This window comes from Desulfovibrio sp. 1188_IL3213 (genome assembly GCF_036763145.1).
GTDB lineage: Bacteria > Desulfobacterota > Desulfovibrionia > Desulfovibrionales > Desulfovibrionaceae > Desulfovibrio.
Genome location: NZ_JBAIYR010000027.1, coordinates 1 through 15,715, shown reverse-complemented (window position 1 = coordinate 15,715; position 15,715 = coordinate 1). Strand labels below are relative to the sequence as shown.

The 15,715-nt window shown below is 57.8% G+C and carries 13 protein-coding genes; 9 read left to right on the top strand and 4 right to left on the bottom strand.

The features are described from left to right. The first annotated feature begins 549 nt into the window (after positions 1-549). The 8 genes from V6C16_RS03070 to lepA all read left to right on the top strand — a co-directional run bounded on the left by V6C16_RS03070 (position 550) and on the right by lepA (position 9,119). A complete protein-coding gene (locus V6C16_RS03070) occupies positions 550-969 on the top strand; it encodes an ATP synthase F0 subunit B (protein WP_333535318.1) in 420 nt (139 codons plus the stop codon). A 102-nt stretch (positions 970-1,071) separates the two neighbouring features. After that, positions 1,072-1,653, top strand: coding sequence for an ATP synthase F0 subunit B (locus V6C16_RS03065; protein ID WP_333535317.1), 582 nt, complete (start codon positions 1,072-1,074; stop codon positions 1,651-1,653). Further along, the gene (gene atpH / locus V6C16_RS03060; RefSeq protein WP_333535316.1) at positions 1,650-2,201 is read left to right on the top strand and encodes an ATP synthase F1 subunit delta; all 552 of its coding nucleotides are present in this window, start codon (positions 1,650-1,652) and stop codon (positions 2,199-2,201) included. The genes V6C16_RS03065 and atpH overlap by 4 nt, the downstream gene beginning before the upstream one ends. A 3-nt stretch (positions 2,202-2,204) precedes the next feature. Continuing rightward, positions 2,205-3,713 carry a F0F1 ATP synthase subunit alpha gene (gene atpA, locus V6C16_RS03055; protein ID WP_333535315.1) on the top strand — a complete coding sequence of 503 codons (1,509 nt, stop codon included), beginning with the start codon at positions 2,205-2,207 and terminating at the stop codon, positions 3,711-3,713. A 26-nt stretch (positions 3,714-3,739) separates the two neighbouring features. Then, positions 3,740-4,624 (top strand): F0F1 ATP synthase subunit gamma, encoded by an 885-nt coding sequence (locus tag V6C16_RS03050; protein WP_333535314.1) that lies wholly within the window; start codon positions 3,740-3,742, stop codon positions 4,622-4,624. A gap of 11 nt (positions 4,625-4,635) precedes the next feature. Further along, complete coding sequence (gene atpD / locus V6C16_RS03045) at positions 4,636-6,057, top strand: F0F1 ATP synthase subunit beta (protein WP_333535313.1); 1,422 nt, start codon at positions 4,636-4,638, stop codon at positions 6,055-6,057. A gap of 90 nt (positions 6,058-6,147) precedes the next feature. After that, positions 6,148-6,552 (top strand): F0F1 ATP synthase subunit epsilon, encoded by a 405-nt coding sequence (locus V6C16_RS03040; protein WP_333535312.1) that lies wholly within the window; start codon positions 6,148-6,150, stop codon positions 6,550-6,552. Between the two features lie 761 nt (positions 6,553-7,313). Then, on the top strand, positions 7,314-9,119 hold the full coding sequence (lepA, locus tag V6C16_RS03035; RefSeq protein ID WP_333535311.1) for a translation elongation factor 4: 1,806 nt from the start codon (positions 7,314-7,316) through the stop codon (positions 9,117-9,119). Positions 9,120-9,484: 365 nt separating this feature from the next. On the opposite strand, the gene V6C16_RS03030 is transcribed toward lepA, so the two are convergent. The 3 genes from V6C16_RS03030 to V6C16_RS03020 form a co-directional block, all read right to left on the bottom strand. Then, entirely contained in the window at positions 9,485-9,841 is a 357-nt protein-coding gene (locus tag V6C16_RS03030) for a hypothetical protein (RefSeq protein ID WP_333535310.1), read from the bottom strand. A gap of 407 nt (positions 9,842-10,248) precedes the next feature. After that, a complete protein-coding gene (gene cydB / locus V6C16_RS03025) occupies positions 10,249-11,274 on the bottom strand; it encodes a cytochrome d ubiquinol oxidase subunit II (protein ID WP_333535309.1) in 1,026 nt (341 codons plus the stop codon). A 2-nt stretch (positions 11,275-11,276) separates the two neighbouring features. Further along, complete coding sequence (locus tag V6C16_RS03020) at positions 11,277-12,593, bottom strand: cytochrome ubiquinol oxidase subunit I (RefSeq protein WP_333535308.1); 1,317 nt, start codon at positions 12,591-12,593, stop codon at positions 11,277-11,279. Positions 12,594-12,834: 241 nt separating this feature from the next. Between V6C16_RS03020 and htpG the strand changes: the two genes are divergently transcribed. Beyond that, on the top strand, positions 12,835-14,811 hold the full coding sequence (htpG, locus tag V6C16_RS03015; protein ID WP_333535307.1) for a molecular chaperone HtpG: 1,977 nt from the start codon (positions 12,835-12,837) through the stop codon (positions 14,809-14,811). Positions 14,812-14,986: 175 nt separating this feature from the next. On the opposite strand, the gene V6C16_RS03010 is transcribed toward htpG, so the two are convergent. Next, the coding region (locus tag V6C16_RS03010) for a M24 family metallopeptidase (RefSeq protein ID WP_333542763.1) at positions 14,987-15,715 on the bottom strand (729 nt) is incomplete at its 5' end.

Genomic DNA, 15,715 nt, shown 5'->3' with positions numbered 1-15,715 from the left:
CTCCAGGTCTCTTCCTGTCCACCTCCTCTGCCACTGACCTCTCGCAGACCTGAACAGGCTCTGTTTTAGCTGTTAATCCATTGTCACTGACCTCGCGCAGGCCTGAACAGGCTGTTAACGCGCTCACGGCGCATGGCGCGGCCGATGAGGCTGCGGACTGGCTCGGGGCACAAGGATTCCGCCAGGGGCAATGGATACTTGTCTGATCAACCAATCAGTTTGATTTATATCGCTATTTACCGCAAGTGTTTTCTTTCATGAGCAGCCATGCGCCTGAACAGTGAAATGCGCCTTTCCGGGCGTCATCTGCTGGCTCACCCGCCCCTGCGGCCTGTGGCCTGCCGCCCTGCCCACACGCGCAAACGCCCCAATGGGCCATAATGACCTGTTTTTTAACACGCTGTATTTTATATATATTTTAAAAAAAATTCTGGAGTTTGCGAAATTTGTCACCAATACCCTTTGACAGAACATGCCCAAGCAGATATGTTGCAAGGGCTTAATGTTTTTTTCATTCCTTCAATCCGTCATCATTCGGGAGGATGCGGCATGCTGGACCTTAACATCACAATGGCCTTTCAGCTGGTGAACTTTCTGATCGCCATCTATGTGCTCAACATCCTCCTTATCCGCCCCATCCGCGATATCATCAAAAAGCGCAACGGCATCATGGACGGCATGGCCGAAGAGGCCGAGTCCTTTGAGTATCAGGCGGCTGAACGCCTGACCGCCTACGAGGCTGAACTGACCCGCGCCCGCCAGGACGCCGGCCTTACCCGTGAGGAAGGCCGCGCCGCAGGGCTGGAGCAGCAGCAGGCCCTTGTGGGCGAAGCCCAGAAAAACGCCCGCGACATTATTGCCGAAACCCGCGAAGCATTGCGGGAACAGGCCGCCAAGACCCTTGACGATCTGCGCAATCAGGTGAGCGACTTTTCTTCGCGCCTGGCCGCAAAGCTCATCAAGGGCTAGTTTTTCGCGCTTTTTTCGGTACCTGCCGAACGCCCCCGGGCGATTCGGTTTCTTTAGGCACAGTCTACGCTATTGCATATTCTCGAACAGAGGGGGTGGGCTTTGAGCAAATGGAAACACGCGGGTTATATCCTGCCGCTCGTTCTAGCCTTTGCCGCGATTGTTCTCATACCTGTGGGAGCGCTCGCTTCCGAAGGGCATGAGGCGCCGCGCTGGGGCGACTTCGGCTGGCGCGTGCTCAACTTCGTGATCTTTGCGGGCATCCTCTGGTACTTTGTCGGCGGGCTTGCCAAGCGCTTCTTCAGGAATCGCCGCGAGACCATCGGAGGAGCACTGGACAGCCTGGAAGAACGTCGCGCCAGGGCCAAGGAACAGTTGGCCGCTGTTGAGTCGCGCATTGCCCGCCTCAACGAAGAGCGCGAAGCCATTCTGGCCGAAAGCCGCAAACAGGCCGAAAACCTGAAAGCGGGCATTGTGGAAGAGGCGCACCGTCAGGCGGCGCAAATTGTGGAGCAGGCGCGCATGACCGCTGAAAATGAAGGCCGCACGGTACTTGCCGAAGTGCGCGCCGTCATTGCCGACGAAATCGTGGACGCCGCCGAAAAGGCCCTGAGCGGAAAGCTCAATGCCGAGGCCCACGACACGCTTATCGCCAACTCCCTTAAAAAGGTGGTGCTCCATTGATCGACACCGTGGTTGCACGCAGGTACGCCAACGCCATCTTTGCGTTGGGCAAGAAGGATGGGGACAACGCCCTGAGCTCGCGCGGTGAATGCCTTGCCGCTCTCGGCGAAGCGCTTGCCGCCGCGCCCGGACTTGACATGACCCTTAAAAGTCCCGTGATCGGCGTGGAAGAAAAAAAGGCGGTTCTTGACAAACTGCTGGGCAAGCTCAAGGCCGACCAGACGATGCGCAGCTTCTGCTTTTTGCTGGCAGACAAAGAAAGGCTCGCCTTTCTGCGCGAAATTTCCGCCTGGTATGGCAAGCTGCTTGACGAAGCCAAGGGCATTGTCCGGGGCGAACTCGTCACCGCAGTAAAACTTTCTGCCGACAAAAAGGCCAAACTCAAAGAAGCGCTGGAAAAGAAAACCGGCACAGCCCTTGAGCTTACCTTTGCCGTCGACAAAGACATACTGGGGGGGATGGTGCTCAAAATGGGTGACCGGGTGCTGGACGCAAGTCTGCGCGCGCAATTGGGTATCCTTCGGGAGACTTTCAAGAGGGGTGAATAGCACATGCAGATCAAAGCGGAAGAGATAAGCAAGATCATTGAGGATCAAATCCAGAACTACGAGCAGCGCGTAGAAATGAGCGAAACCGGCACAGTGCTTTATGTCGGTGACGGCATCGCCCGCGTCTACGGCGTGCAGAACGCCATGTCGATGGAACTGCTGGAATTCCCCGGCGGTATCATGGGCATGGTGCTCAACCTTGAAGAGGACAACGTGGGTGTCGCTCTGCTCGGTTCGGATGTGGGCATTAAAGAAGGCGACCCGGTCAAGCGTACCGGCAAGATCTTCTCCGTGCCTGTTGGCGACGGCGTTATGGGCCGTGTGCTCAACCCCCTGGGTGAGCCCATCGACGGCCTCGGCCCCATCGATGCCGCAGAAGTGCGCCCGGTGGAAATCAAGGCTCCCGGCATCATTGCCCGCAAAAGCGTGCATGAGCCCATGCCCACGGGCCTGAAAGCCATTGACGCCATGACACCTATTGGCCGCGGTCAGCGCGAACTGATCATCGGCGACCGCCAGACCGGCAAAACCGCCGTTTGTATTGACGCCATCCTGGCGCAGAAAGAAACGGGCATCCACTGCTTCTACGTGGCTATCGGCCAGAAGAAATCTTCGGTGGCCCTGGTGGCCGATACGCTGCGTCGCTACGGCGCGCTCGAGTACACCACCATCATTTCCGCCACCGCGTCCGATCCCGCGCCGCTGCAGTACATCTCGGCCTACACGGGCTGCACCATGGCGGAATACTACCGCGACAGCGGCAAGCACGCCCTCATCATTTATGATGACCTTTCCAAGCAGGCCGTGGCTTATCGCCAGATGTCGCTGCTGCTCCGCCGTCCTCCGGGACGTGAAGCCTTCCCCGGCGACGTCTTTTACCTGCACTCGCGCCTGCTCGAACGCGCGGCCAAGGTAAACGACAGCCTGGGCGCGGGTTCCCTGACGGCTCTGCCCATCATTGAAACCCAGGCAGGCGACGTGTCCGCGTACATCCCCACCAACGTGATCTCCATCACTGACGGTCAGGTGTACCTTGAGCCCAACCTCTTCAACGCCGGTGTGCGTCCGGCCATTAACGTGGGCCTTTCCGTGTCCCGCGTTGGCGGCGCGGCCCAGATCAAGGCCATGAAGCAGGTGGCGGGCACCATGCGTCTGGACCTTGCCCAGTACCGTGAACTGGCGGCCTTTGCCCAGTTCGGTTCGGACCTCGACAAGGGTACCAAAGCCAAGCTCGACCGTGGCGCGCGTCTGGTGGAACTGCTCAAGCAGCCCCAGTACCAGCCCATGCCTTCCAATGAACAGGTCGCCTCCATCTACGCCGCCACCCGCGGCCACATGGATGACGTACCGGTGGAAGACATCCGCCGTTTTGAAGCCGCCCTGCTTACCTTCCTGCGCGACACCAGGAAGGACGTGCTGGACGCCATTAAAGAAAAGAAAGTCATTGACGAGGCTGTGGAAAAAGCGCTTACCGAGGCTATTGCCGCCTTCAAGCAGGGCTGGACGGCCTAGGGGCCCCCAATATCCGGGAGAAAAGCATGCCTTCACTCAAAGACGTAAAAATGAAGATCGTGGGGGTCGGTAAGACCAAGCAGATCACCAAGGCCATGAACATGGTGGCCTCGGCGAAACTGCGCGGCGCCCAGGCCCGCATCGAGCGCTTCAGACCGTACGCGGCCAAATACCGCGACGTGCTCGCCGAACTGTCGAGCAAGGTGGAGGGCACAGCCCACCCCCTGCTGGCCGAGCATGAGGAAAAGAAGCATTGCGCCATTGTGCTGGTGACCTCGGACCGCGGCCTTTGCGGGAGCTTCAACGGCAATATTATTGCCGCTGCGCTCAAGCTGGCCCGGGAGAAAACCGCGGAAGGTCTTGAGGTAAGCTTTGTCTGCATGGGCAAAAAAGGCCGCGACGCCGCGAAGTCGTGCGGCTACAAGATCACGCAAGCCTACGCTGACCGCATGGGCAGCATAGATTTTGCCCTGGCGAACTCCATAGCCAAGGAAGTCATTCATGGCTACGAAACGTTTGCCCTTGACGAAGTGTGGCTGATCTACGGCGAGTTTGTGTCCATGGGGCAGCAGCCCCCGCGCAGCCTCTGCCTTTTGCCCCTCAAAACGCCTGAGGCTGAGGAAATCGCCGAAGAAGCCGGAGAACCGCGCTGCGAATACGTATATGAACCGCAGGAAGAAAAGCTGTTGGCGGAGCTTCTGCCCCGCTACGTCAAGGTACAGGTCTACCGAGGCATGCTGGACACTTCGGCCAGCGAACATGCGGCCCGCATGGCTGCCATGGACAACGCCACGCGTAACTGTAACGAAATGATCAACATGCTGACCCTGCTCTATAACAAGACGCGGCAGGCTTCCATCACCAGCGAACTCATCGACATCGTCGGCGGCGCTGAAGCGCTGAAGGGTTAAGGAGCCAACTAATGAGCAAAAACATCGGTAAAATCGTCCAGGTTATCGGCGCTGTCGTGGACGTTGAGTTCAGCGACGGCAACCTGCCGAATATCTTCACCGCCCTGGAGATCAAAAACCCGAACAACACCGACGCCCCGGAACTGATCTGTGAAGTGGCACAGCACCTGGGCGACAACGTTGTACGCACCATCGCAATGGACGCCACCGAAGGTCTGGTGCGCGGCATGGACGCGGTTGATACCGGCCAGCCCATCATGGTGCCTGTGGGCAAACCCTCCGTGGGCCGTATTCTCAACGTTATCGGCCGCCCCGTGGACGAACTGGGACCCATTAACGCTGAAAAATACTATCCCATTCACCGCCCGGCTCCGGCCTTTACCGACCAGAACACCAAGGTCGAACTGCTGGAAACCGGCATCAAGGTCGTGGACCTGCTTGTTCCCTTCCCCAAGGGCGGCAAGATGGGCCTCTTCGGCGGCGCCGGCGTGGGCAAGACCGTTATTCTGATGGAGATGATCAACAACATCGCCAAGCAGCACGGCGGCTCTTCGGTTTTCGCGGGCGTGGGCGAACGCACCCGTGAAGGCAATGACCTTTATCACGAACTCAAGGATGCGGGCGTTCTGGAACGCGCCACCCTTGTGTACGGGCAGATGAACGAGCCTCCGGGAGCGCGCGCGCGCGTGGCCCTTACCGCTCTGGCCTGCGCGGAATACTTCCGTGATGAAGAGCACCAGGACGTGCTCCTCTTCATCGACAACATATTCCGCTTTACCCAGGCCGGTTCCGAAGTGTCCGCCCTTCTGGGCCGCATGCCTTCGGCCGTGGGCTACCAGCCCACCCTCGGCACGGACCTCGGTTCGCTGCAGGAACGCATCACGTCTACCAATACCGGCTCCATCACGTCCGTGCAGGCCGTTTACGTGCCCGCTGACGACTTGACTGACCCGGCCCCGGCCACCACGTTCTCGCACCTTGATGGAACGCTCGTGCTTTCCCGTCAGATCGCGGAACTGGGCATCTACCCTGCCGTGGACCCGCTGGACTCCACCTCGCGCATTCTCGCCCCCGACGTGGTTGGCGAAGAACACTACGCGGTGGCCCGGCGTGTGCAGATGGTGCTGCAGAAGTACAAAGAACTGCAGGACATCATCGCCATTCTCGGCATGGACGAACTGTCGGACGAAGACAAGCTCACCGTGGCGCGCGCGCGCCGCATCCAGCGCTTCCTGTCCCAGCCCTTCCACGTGGCCGAAACCTTTACCGGCACCCCCGGCCAGTACGTGAACCTTGAAGACACCATCAAGGGCTTCAAGGGCATTCTGGACGGCGCCTATGACCACATGGCGGAAGGCGACTTCTACATGCTGGGCGGTATCGAACAGGCCGTGGCCAAGTACGAGCAGCGCAAGCTGCAGGAAGAAAACTAAGAGCGTTGACCGCAACGCCTGTCATGCGGCCGGCCACGCGGCAAGGCCGCATGACAGCCATAGCTGGCATACAGGAGCGAAGGAGTACCTATGGGCACACTGCAACTGGAAGTGGTGACGCCGGACAAAACCGTAGTCAGCGGCGAAGTTGAAATGGCCGTCTGCCCCGGAATTGAAGGCGAATTCGGCGTGCTGCCCAAGCACGTCTCCCTGCTCTCCGCTCTCAAGACTGGTGGCCTGCGTTACAAGACGCCGGACGGCAAGGAAGGGCATGTTTTTATCTCCGGCGGCTTTGCCGACGTAAATAATGATGTGCTCACCGTGCTGGCCGAATCCGCCGAAATGGCGCAGGATATAGACACCGCAAGAGCCATGGCCGCCAAGGAACGCGCTGAAAGGCGCATTGCCGACCATGTCGAGCAGACCGATGTAGCCCGCGCCGAAGCGGCCTTGCACCGGGCTTTGATCCGCCTGCAAATGGCCCAACTGCGCTGACCACTAGAGCAGATTAATTTTGAGAATGTACATTCTCAAAGTTTAAGTCACGCTCGCTTCGATGCTTAACCGCGCAAGTAAATTGCGCTTGCATCTTTGCGGCGGGCGACTGCTCACGTAGCCGCTAGAGCAATTTCAAAGTGAAATTGCTCTAGAACAGTTTACGAATGAAATAAGTTAACTGCTCTGCAAGGATTTTCAGAAAAATTCTTGCCCCGAAATGCGAGCAGGCAGGCTTTGCCTGCCTCAAGTGAGCATTTCAAGTGTTACATGCTCTATTGTTCAGTCTACAAGGCCGCGAGGTGCGCAAGCGCCACGCGGCCTTTTTTTATTTTTTATACCTTACGCGGCCCCTTTGACGCGGGAACAGGCCAACACGCACGCCCCTGCGCCTACCGTCGTCCCCAGCGCTGCGCTGCCAGCCCAGGTATACGTTCCGTGACCTCAAGCAACGGAGGAGCGCCGCGGCAACATTACCGGCGACAACAACTCTCCACCGCTTCAGCCCTCTCAGCGGCAACGGTTTTTCCGCAACCGCGCCCATCAAGCAATCCCCACACCCACAGCAAAACGTGGCTACAGAACACCGTAACAGGCCGGACCGTGGGTGCAAACGCGGACCACAGCAGCCCCGCAAGGGCCATCGCTGTTCCCTTGTCCCTGAGTGGCACGCCGGGAAACCACTGGCCTTTGCATGGACTTCATGACAAATCTTAGCTATACAATGCTGCTACGCAACCAGATTTTACGCAGGAAAACACATGGTAAAGCAAGAAAATATACGCAATTTCTGCATTATTGCCCATATCGACCACGGCAAATCAACCCTGGCCGACCGCATTCTTGAGCTTACCCAGGTGGTTAGCCAGCGTGACGCACGGCAGCAATATCTTGACAGAATGGACCTTGAGCGCGAACGCGGCATCACCATCAAGGCCCAGACCGTGCGCATTCCCTATATCGCCGCCGATGGTCAGGAATATGAGCTGAATCTCATCGACACTCCCGGCCACGTGGACTTCAATTATGAAGTCTCGCGCTCGCTGGCTGCCTGCGAAGGCGCGCTTCTTGTGGTGGACGCTACCCAGGGCGTGGAAGCACAGACACTGGCAAACGTTTATCTGGCTCTGGATCACGATCACGAAGTCATCCCCGTGCTCAACAAGATCGACCTGCCCAGTGCCGAGGTTGAGCGCGTCAAGGCTGAAATTGAAGAAAGCATCGGCCTTGACTGCTCCCAGGCTCTCCCCGTATCCGCCAAAACAGGCATGGGCGTGGACGCCGTGCTGGAAGCCATCGTGCACCACCTGCCTGCCCCCAAAGGGGACAGGGCGGCTCCGCTCAAGGCGCTTATTTTTGACTCCTGGTATGACAGCTACCAGGGTGTTGTGGTGCTTTTCCGCATTATGGACGGCAGCGTGCGCAAGGGCGACACCGTGCGCCTCATGAGCACCGACAAGGAATACGAAGTGCTGCGCCTGGGCGTTTTTTCACCGGAGCCGACCGACGTTAAAGAGCTTTTCGCCGGAGAAGTGGGTTTTCTCTGCGGCTCCATCAAGGAGCTGGGCGATGCCCGCGTGGGCGACACCATCACCCATGCCAACCGCCCGGCCGATACGGCAGTTCCCGGCTTCAAGGAAGTGAAGGCCATGGTTTTCTGTGGGCTTTATCCCACTGAATCTGATGATTATGAAAACCTCAAGGCTGCTCTGGAAAAACTTCAGCTCAACGACGCCGCCTTTTCCTACGAGCCGGAAACATCGCAGGCTCTTGGCTTTGGCTTCCGTTGCGGCTTTCTGGGCCTCCTGCATATGGAAATCATTCAGGAGCGCCTGGAACGTGAATTTGAGGTGGGGCTTATCGCCACCGCGCCTTCCGTGGTCTACAAAGTGGAAACAATGGACGGCAAAACGCTGGAGATCGACAACCCCAGCCACCTGCCCGACCCCACCAAAATAGATACTCTTTACGAGCCGTACGTGAGCATGGATATTCATGTGCCCAACGAATACGTGGGCAACGTCATGAAGCTTTGCGAAGAAAAGCGCGGCACGCAAAAAAACCTGCACTATCTTGCAGCCAATCGCGTGGTGGTTACCTACGAACTGCCCTTTGCCGAAATTGTTTATGATTTCTTTGACCGGCTCAAGTCCGCCACACGCGGATACGCTTCTATGGATTATCATCCGCTGGACTACCGCGCTTCAGATCTGGTGCGTCTGGACATCATGCTCAACGGCGAACCCGTTGACGCCCTGGCCGTCATTGTACACCGCGACCGCGCCTATACCTACGGCCGGGGGCTGGCCCTCAAGCTCAAGCGCACCATCCCGCGTCAGCTTTTCCAGGTCGCCATTCAGGCGGCCATCGGCCAGAAAATCATTGCCCGCGAAACTGTCTCTGCCTTCCGCAAGGACGTGACCGCCAAATGCTACGGCGGCGACATCAGCCGTAAGCGCAAACTGCTGGAAAAGCAGAAAGAAGGCAAACGCCGCATGAAGCGCATGGGCAACGTGGAACTGCCGCAGGAGGCATTTCTGGCGGCCCTCAAGGTGGGCGATGACTAGAGCAATTTCACTTTGAAATTGCTCTGGCGGCTGCGCGAGCAGACGCCCGCCGCGAAGGCGTAAGCGCAATTTATTTGCGCGGTTAAACGCCGAAGCGAGCGTGTTTTAAACTTTGAGAATGTACATTTTCAAAGTTAATCTGCTCTAAGGCTGAGAAGGTTGAATGGGTTGAAATAGTTTGTGAGGGAGGGACCCTTTTGAAAAAGGGTCTCCTCCCCCACGCCCCCTCCCCCTAAAACCTTTGCATAATCAGGGCCTGTGATCTTTGAAAAAAACTCACATGCCCTGACGTTACGCGAGAGTGCAGACTTGCTCTTTATTCAGCCGAACTCGATTTTCGGGCAGAATGACAGGCCGGAAACACGCTATATCCAGATGCGCATATGCCGCATCCGCTCATTGCTCACGCCCATACGCCGCATGCACATGTCAAAGTAGGCCCGCCACGGAAAGTAGCTCGTGTCGCCCCGCCATTCAGGATTCATCGATGTGGCTTCGCGTTTGCACTGCCTGTAGGCTTCAAGGTCCTGCTGTTCTTCAAATGTCAGAGGCCGATGTTCGCGCGGCGCGCAAGCGCCAAGGCAGAGGGCAAGGGCAAGACACAGGGCCAGTGCCGGCCACAATCTCCCGGTTCTTGCCTTTACTGCCGTCACAGAGCCGGATTCTTTCCCGGCCCGTCCTGACTGCATCCGACGCCACAAGGTCATTGCTGTCTTCTTCATATTTCCTCCGCCAACACCGTTCCTCACTCATGCCTTTTGCGTCCCATGCGCTCCCATTTTCCGGGGTTCAGTCCGGCATCTCAGCGAGCAAGGAACGGTTCGTACCTGCTGGATTGAACCATCAAGGCCACAAAGCATTTCAAAATACTCATGTTCCAACCTTCCTCTTTTTCTTTATAATGCACAAGGCCGCGCCCCAAAGGGCGCGGCCTTGTTTCAATCGTCGGATGCCGCCGCGGCGGTTTCCAGCGCAGCGGCCTTAGAGCAATTTAACTTTTAAATTGCTCGGACGGCTGCGTGAGCAGACGTTCGCTACGGAGGCGTAAGCGCAGTTTATCTGCGCGGTTAAACGCCGAAGTGAGCGTGCCTTAAACTTTGAGAATGTATATTCTCAAAGTTAATCTGCTCTAATAGGCGTGATCATCGTCCAGATCCTTGGGCAGCACCGGCGCGGAGAACAGCCGGTACATCCAGAACTGGTACAGCAGCACGATGGGAACCATCACAAGCGCCACGCCCAGCATGATCTTGAGCGTAAGCTGGCTTGAAGCGCCGTTAAAGGCCGTTACAGTGGCGGCCGGGTCAATGGAGGAAATGATCATGCCCGGATACATGCCCATAACGCCGAAGAAGGTGACGCCCAGAATGAAGAGGGCGCTGAAGCCCCAGGCCATCCACAACTTGCCCGCATGCAGCATGATGCGCGCGCCGATCAGGCCCGCAAGGGCCACCAGCGGCAGGACAAGCAGCGCGGGCATAGCCAGGTAGTTATCATACAGCTTGGTGTAAAACGCCGTAAGGATAAGAAAGGCCACCAGCAGCACCAGCATGATGGGCCACACAAAGCTGGCCGTCGCCACCGCGCGGATCTGCAGTTCGCCCCGGCTTTTTATGGACAGCCACAAGGCCCCGTGCAGCACGAACATGCAGAGGAAAAACACTCCGCCCGCCAGACCGTACACATTGAGCAGCCCCAGAAGATTGCCGTGGTACACGCCCTGAGCGTCCACGGGAATGCCCATGAACAGGTTGGCAAAGGCCACACCCAGCAGGATGCAGGGTACGAGGTTGGCGACAAAGTGCACGCCGTCCCACAGGCTGCGCCACGCGGTGTGCTCCACCTTGCTGCGAAACTCGAAAGACACCGCCCGGAAGATCAGGGCGAAGAGCAAAAGCAGCAGCGGCGCGTACAGTGCGCTGAACATGACCGCATACGCCTTGGGAAACGCCGCAAAGGTCACGCCGCCGGCGGCAATAAGCCACACTTCATTGCCGTCCCAGAACGGCCCGGCGGCATTGTACATGATGCGGCGCTCGTTTTCGTCTTTACCCAGAAAGGGCAACAAAGACCCCATGCCCAGGTCAAAACCGTCCAGAATAAAGTATACGGCCCACAACAATGCCCACAGCACAAACCAGGTTGTTTCCAGCATGGCTACACCTCCTGGGCGTCCGGGCCCTTGATGGCAAATTTGCGCAGCAGATAGATGTCCAGAATGCCGAGCAGCGAGTATACGCCGATAAAAGCCGCCAGCGAAATGACCACATTGTCGGCCGGTATGGGAGAAACGGCATCTGTGGTGCGCATGAGATTATAGACTATCCAGGGCTGGCGCCCGATTTCGGTAACGGCCCAGCCCACCATCAGGCCGATGTAGGGCAGGGGAATGTTGTACACCAGCAGCCTGAGCAGCAGCGGGTTGGGATTTTCCTTCTTGCGCTGAAAAAACGCCCACGCCGAAAGCACCAGGAATATGCCCGCCAGGGCCACCATCGTGCGGAATGTCAGAAATACGGGCATTACCGGAGGCCGGTCTTCCTTGGCAAAAGCCTTGAGGCCCTTTACTTCGGCGTTTACGTTGTCAAAGGCGATCCAGCTCAGCAGACCGGGAATGCCGATGGCCTGCACGGTATTGGTTTCGTTTTCCGGGTCAGGCCACACCAGCAGATAGAAAGGCACATTGGACTGTGTTTCCCAGTGCGCTTCCATGGCGGCCAGCTTGGCCGGCTGGTACTTTGCCACAGTCTTTCCCTGCTGGTCGCCCGAAAGGGCCAGCAGCAGCACAAAGATCAGGGTAAAGGGCGCCACCATCCTGAAAGAGCGGCTGAAAAATTCGGTATTGCTCTTGCGCAGCAGATGCCAGGCCGAAACGCCCAGCACAAAGAAGCCGCCGAGCGCCCACGAGGCTATGACGGTATGCGCGTACATGCCCCAGGCGTAAGGATTGGTGACCACATCATAAAAGCTTGAAAGTTCGGCACGATTGTTGGCTTCGTTGATGTAGTAACCCACGGGATTCTGCATGAAACCGTTGGCGAGAATGATCCAGAGCGCGGAAATATTGCCCGCGATAGCCACAAGCCAAATGGATGCAAGGTGCAGCTTTTTGCCCACACGGTTCCAGCCGAAGTGCCAGACCGCCAGAAACGTGGACTCGAGAAAAAAGGCCACCGTGGCCTCAATGGCAAGCAGCGAGCCGAAAATGTCGCCCACATATTCAGAATACCTTGACCAGTTGGTGCCGAACTGGAATTCCAGCGTAATCCCGGTCACCACGCCCAAGGTAAAGTTAATGACAAAAAGTTTTCCCCAGAATTTGGTCTGTTTTTTCCAGAATTCGTCCCCGGTCCGCACATAGCGGGTTTCCATCCAGGCAATAATTACCGAGAGGCCCAGCGTGAGAGGCACGAAAACAAAATGAAAAAACACGGCCACAGCGAATTGCAGACGCGAAAGCATTACGACGTCCATTAGGCCCTCCTTGGATATCCTTACCGCGATTTACTATTTCCAATAAAGAAAGGCAAGTGATTATGAATATTGATACGTTCATAACATACTGCCAAACGTGACTTTCTGCCCTTTGGCTTTTTTTGTCCAACGGCAAAAGGCTTCACCGGGCTGCAATTTTTTTGCCTCGCAGCCGCCACGCCCCTTGAAAAATCAAAAAGCGGTATTACCTGCAAGGATATCGCTTTTCAGGAGGTTTGTCATGGCAGAGGCTGATAGGAAACCCCGCCAGTTTCGTGCAGAGGTGCGTAAGGTTTTACATATTCTGACCAACTCCCTCTATACCAACCGGGAAATTTTTTTGCGTGAACTTATTTCCAACGCTTCGGACGCGCTGGACAAACTGCGCTTTCGCATCAATCGGGGCGAAAGTCCCCGTCTGCCCGAACTGCCGCTGGAAATACGCATTTCACTCGACAAAGACGCAAAAACCATCACCATTGCCGATACGGGCCTGGGCATGACCGCGGATGAACTGGCGGAAAACCTGGGAACCATAGCCAAATCCGGTTCCGAGCAGTTTCTGGCCGATATCGAGGCCGAAAATGCCGCCAAGGCAAAATCCGCCAACGGCAAGGGCGATGCCGCGGACGAAGAGCAAAACGCCGAGGCCGATGCCGCCAACATCATCGGGCGCTTCGGCGTGGGCTTTTATTCGGTCTTTATGGTGGCTGAAAAAGTGACCGTGACCTCGCGCCCGGCCTTTGGCGAAGACAGCGCCGCCCACACCTGGACCAGCGACGGCCTGGGAACCTACACGGTAACGGCTGCGGAAGGCGACGAACCCCGACGCGGCACAGTCATCACGGCATGGCTCAAGGACGATGCCGTGGAATTTCTTGAAAAATTCCGGGTGGAATCGGCCATCCGCAAGCATTCGGGCTTTGTGCCTTTTCCTGTCCTTGTAGACGGCGAACAGGTCAACACCCAACCCGCCCTGTGGCGCGAACCCAGGTTCTCCGTCACGCAGGAACAGTATGCGGCCTTTTACAAGGCCCTTACCTATGACAGCAAAGATCCGCTGGATGTGCTGCATTTTTCCGTCGACGCTCCCGTGCAGTTCAGCGCCCTCTTTTTCATCCCCGACAGCGCCCAGGACTTTTTCGGCGCGGACCGGGACTTCTGGGGGCTGGACCTCTACGCCCGCCGTGTGCTGATCCAGCACCGCAACAAAGAGCTGATCCCCGAATATCTGGCTTTTCTCAAGGGTGTTGTGGACACTGAAGACCTGCCCCTGAACATCTCGCGCGAAACGCTTCAGGAAAACGTGGTTCTGCGCAAGATCAATCAGGTCATCGTCAAGCAGACCCTCGCCCATCTTGAAAAACTGGCAAAAAATGACGCGGAAAAATACGCGGCCTTCTGGCGCCTGCACGGCAAGGTCTTCAAGCTCGGCTATCACGACTTTGCCAACCGCGAGCGGGTCACCGCCCTGCTGCGCTTCAATTCTTCCGCCCTGGCCGACGCCGAAGCCCTGACCAGTCTGGACGAATACATGGGCCGCGCGCCCGAAGGGCAAAAGACCTTCTGGTATGTGGCCGCGCCCAACCGTGAGGCCGCGCGCCTGAATCCGCATATGGAGCGTTTTCGCCAGAAGGGTATAGAGGTTCTTTACCTTTATGAACCCATTGACGAATTCGTTATGGACGGCCTTGGCCGCTACAAGGAATGGGACTTCAAGTCCGTGGAAAACGCGGCCGACGACGCCCTCAAGGACTTCACCGACAAGGAAAGCCCGGCCCGCGAGGCCGCCGCGCCCCTTTCGGACGAAGACACGACCAGCTTTGACGGCCTGCTGGCCCGCATGAAACAGATTCTTGACGACAAGGTAACGGATGTGCGCGTTTCGCACCGCCTGGCCGACAGTCCTGCCGTGCTCGTATCACCCGACGGCGGCCTGTCCTCGTCCATGGAAAAACTGCTCAAGGTTATGCAGAAGGACGACTCCCTGCCGGTCAAAGTGCTGGAGGTCAACCGCGATCATCCCCTGCTGCGCAGCATGCTGCGCATGTTCAAGGCTGACACCGATGACAGGGTGCTGGCCGAAATGACCCAGAGCCTTTTTGACGCCAGCCTGCTGCTGGACGGCTACCTCAAGGACCCGCAGGCCCTGGCCGCCCGCACCGGCAAACTGCTGGAAGAGGCCGCTGCCTGGTACACCGAGGTACGCAAGATATAGCGTGGCATGGCAGCCGATTGAAATGCTTTGTGGGGGAGGGACCCTTTTGCAAAAGGGTCCCTCCCCCACCCCCCCACCCGCCAAAACCTTTATCTGGATCAGAGCAATTTCACTTTGAAATTGCTCTGGCGGCTGCGTAAGCAGCCGCCCACCGCTCACAAGAATTCCCCGCGTCCTACAGGATGCGCACGCCGTCCTCTTCCACAAGCACGGTATATTCCCAGCGCACCCCGCCCCACTGGCGGTAATACAGGCCCGGTTCCACTGTCACCACCATGCCCGGCTCAAGCAGGCCCTCGGCACGCGGCGAAAGGCTCGGGGCCTCGTGGGTTTCAAGCCCCACGCCGTGTCCCAGGCCGTGGGTAAAGGCATCGGCGGTTCCGGCTTTTTCAAACACTGCCCGCGCATGCCCGTAGGCATCGCGCAGCGGCTGGCCGGGACGCATGGATTCTATGGCTGCGGTCTGCGCCTGACGCACAAGGTCATAGGTACGGCGGAAGGCGTCTGTGGGCTGCTGCCCCACCCAGAAGGTACGGGTCTGGTCCGAGCAGTAATTGTCCACACGGCAGCCGATGTCCACAAGCACCGGGCAGTTGTCCACCACAGGCTCATCACCCGGTATGGCGTGGGGCAGGGCCGCATTGCAGCCCACTGCCACAATGTTGGCAAAGGCCAGTTCCGAAGCGCCGTTTTCGCGAAAAAACTTTTCAATAAGCCAGCTCACCTGGCTTTCGGTGCGCCCCGGCTCAAGCTGCCCCTCAACCCATTGCAGCAGCTTGTGGTTGAGCGCAAAAGATTTTTCCAGCGCCGCCACCTCGCAGGGTTCCTTGATGCGCCGCAGGTGCTCCACCAGGCCATCGGCGGCCTCGCAGTACAGGCCCGGCCCGGCAGCAGACAGGTCGCG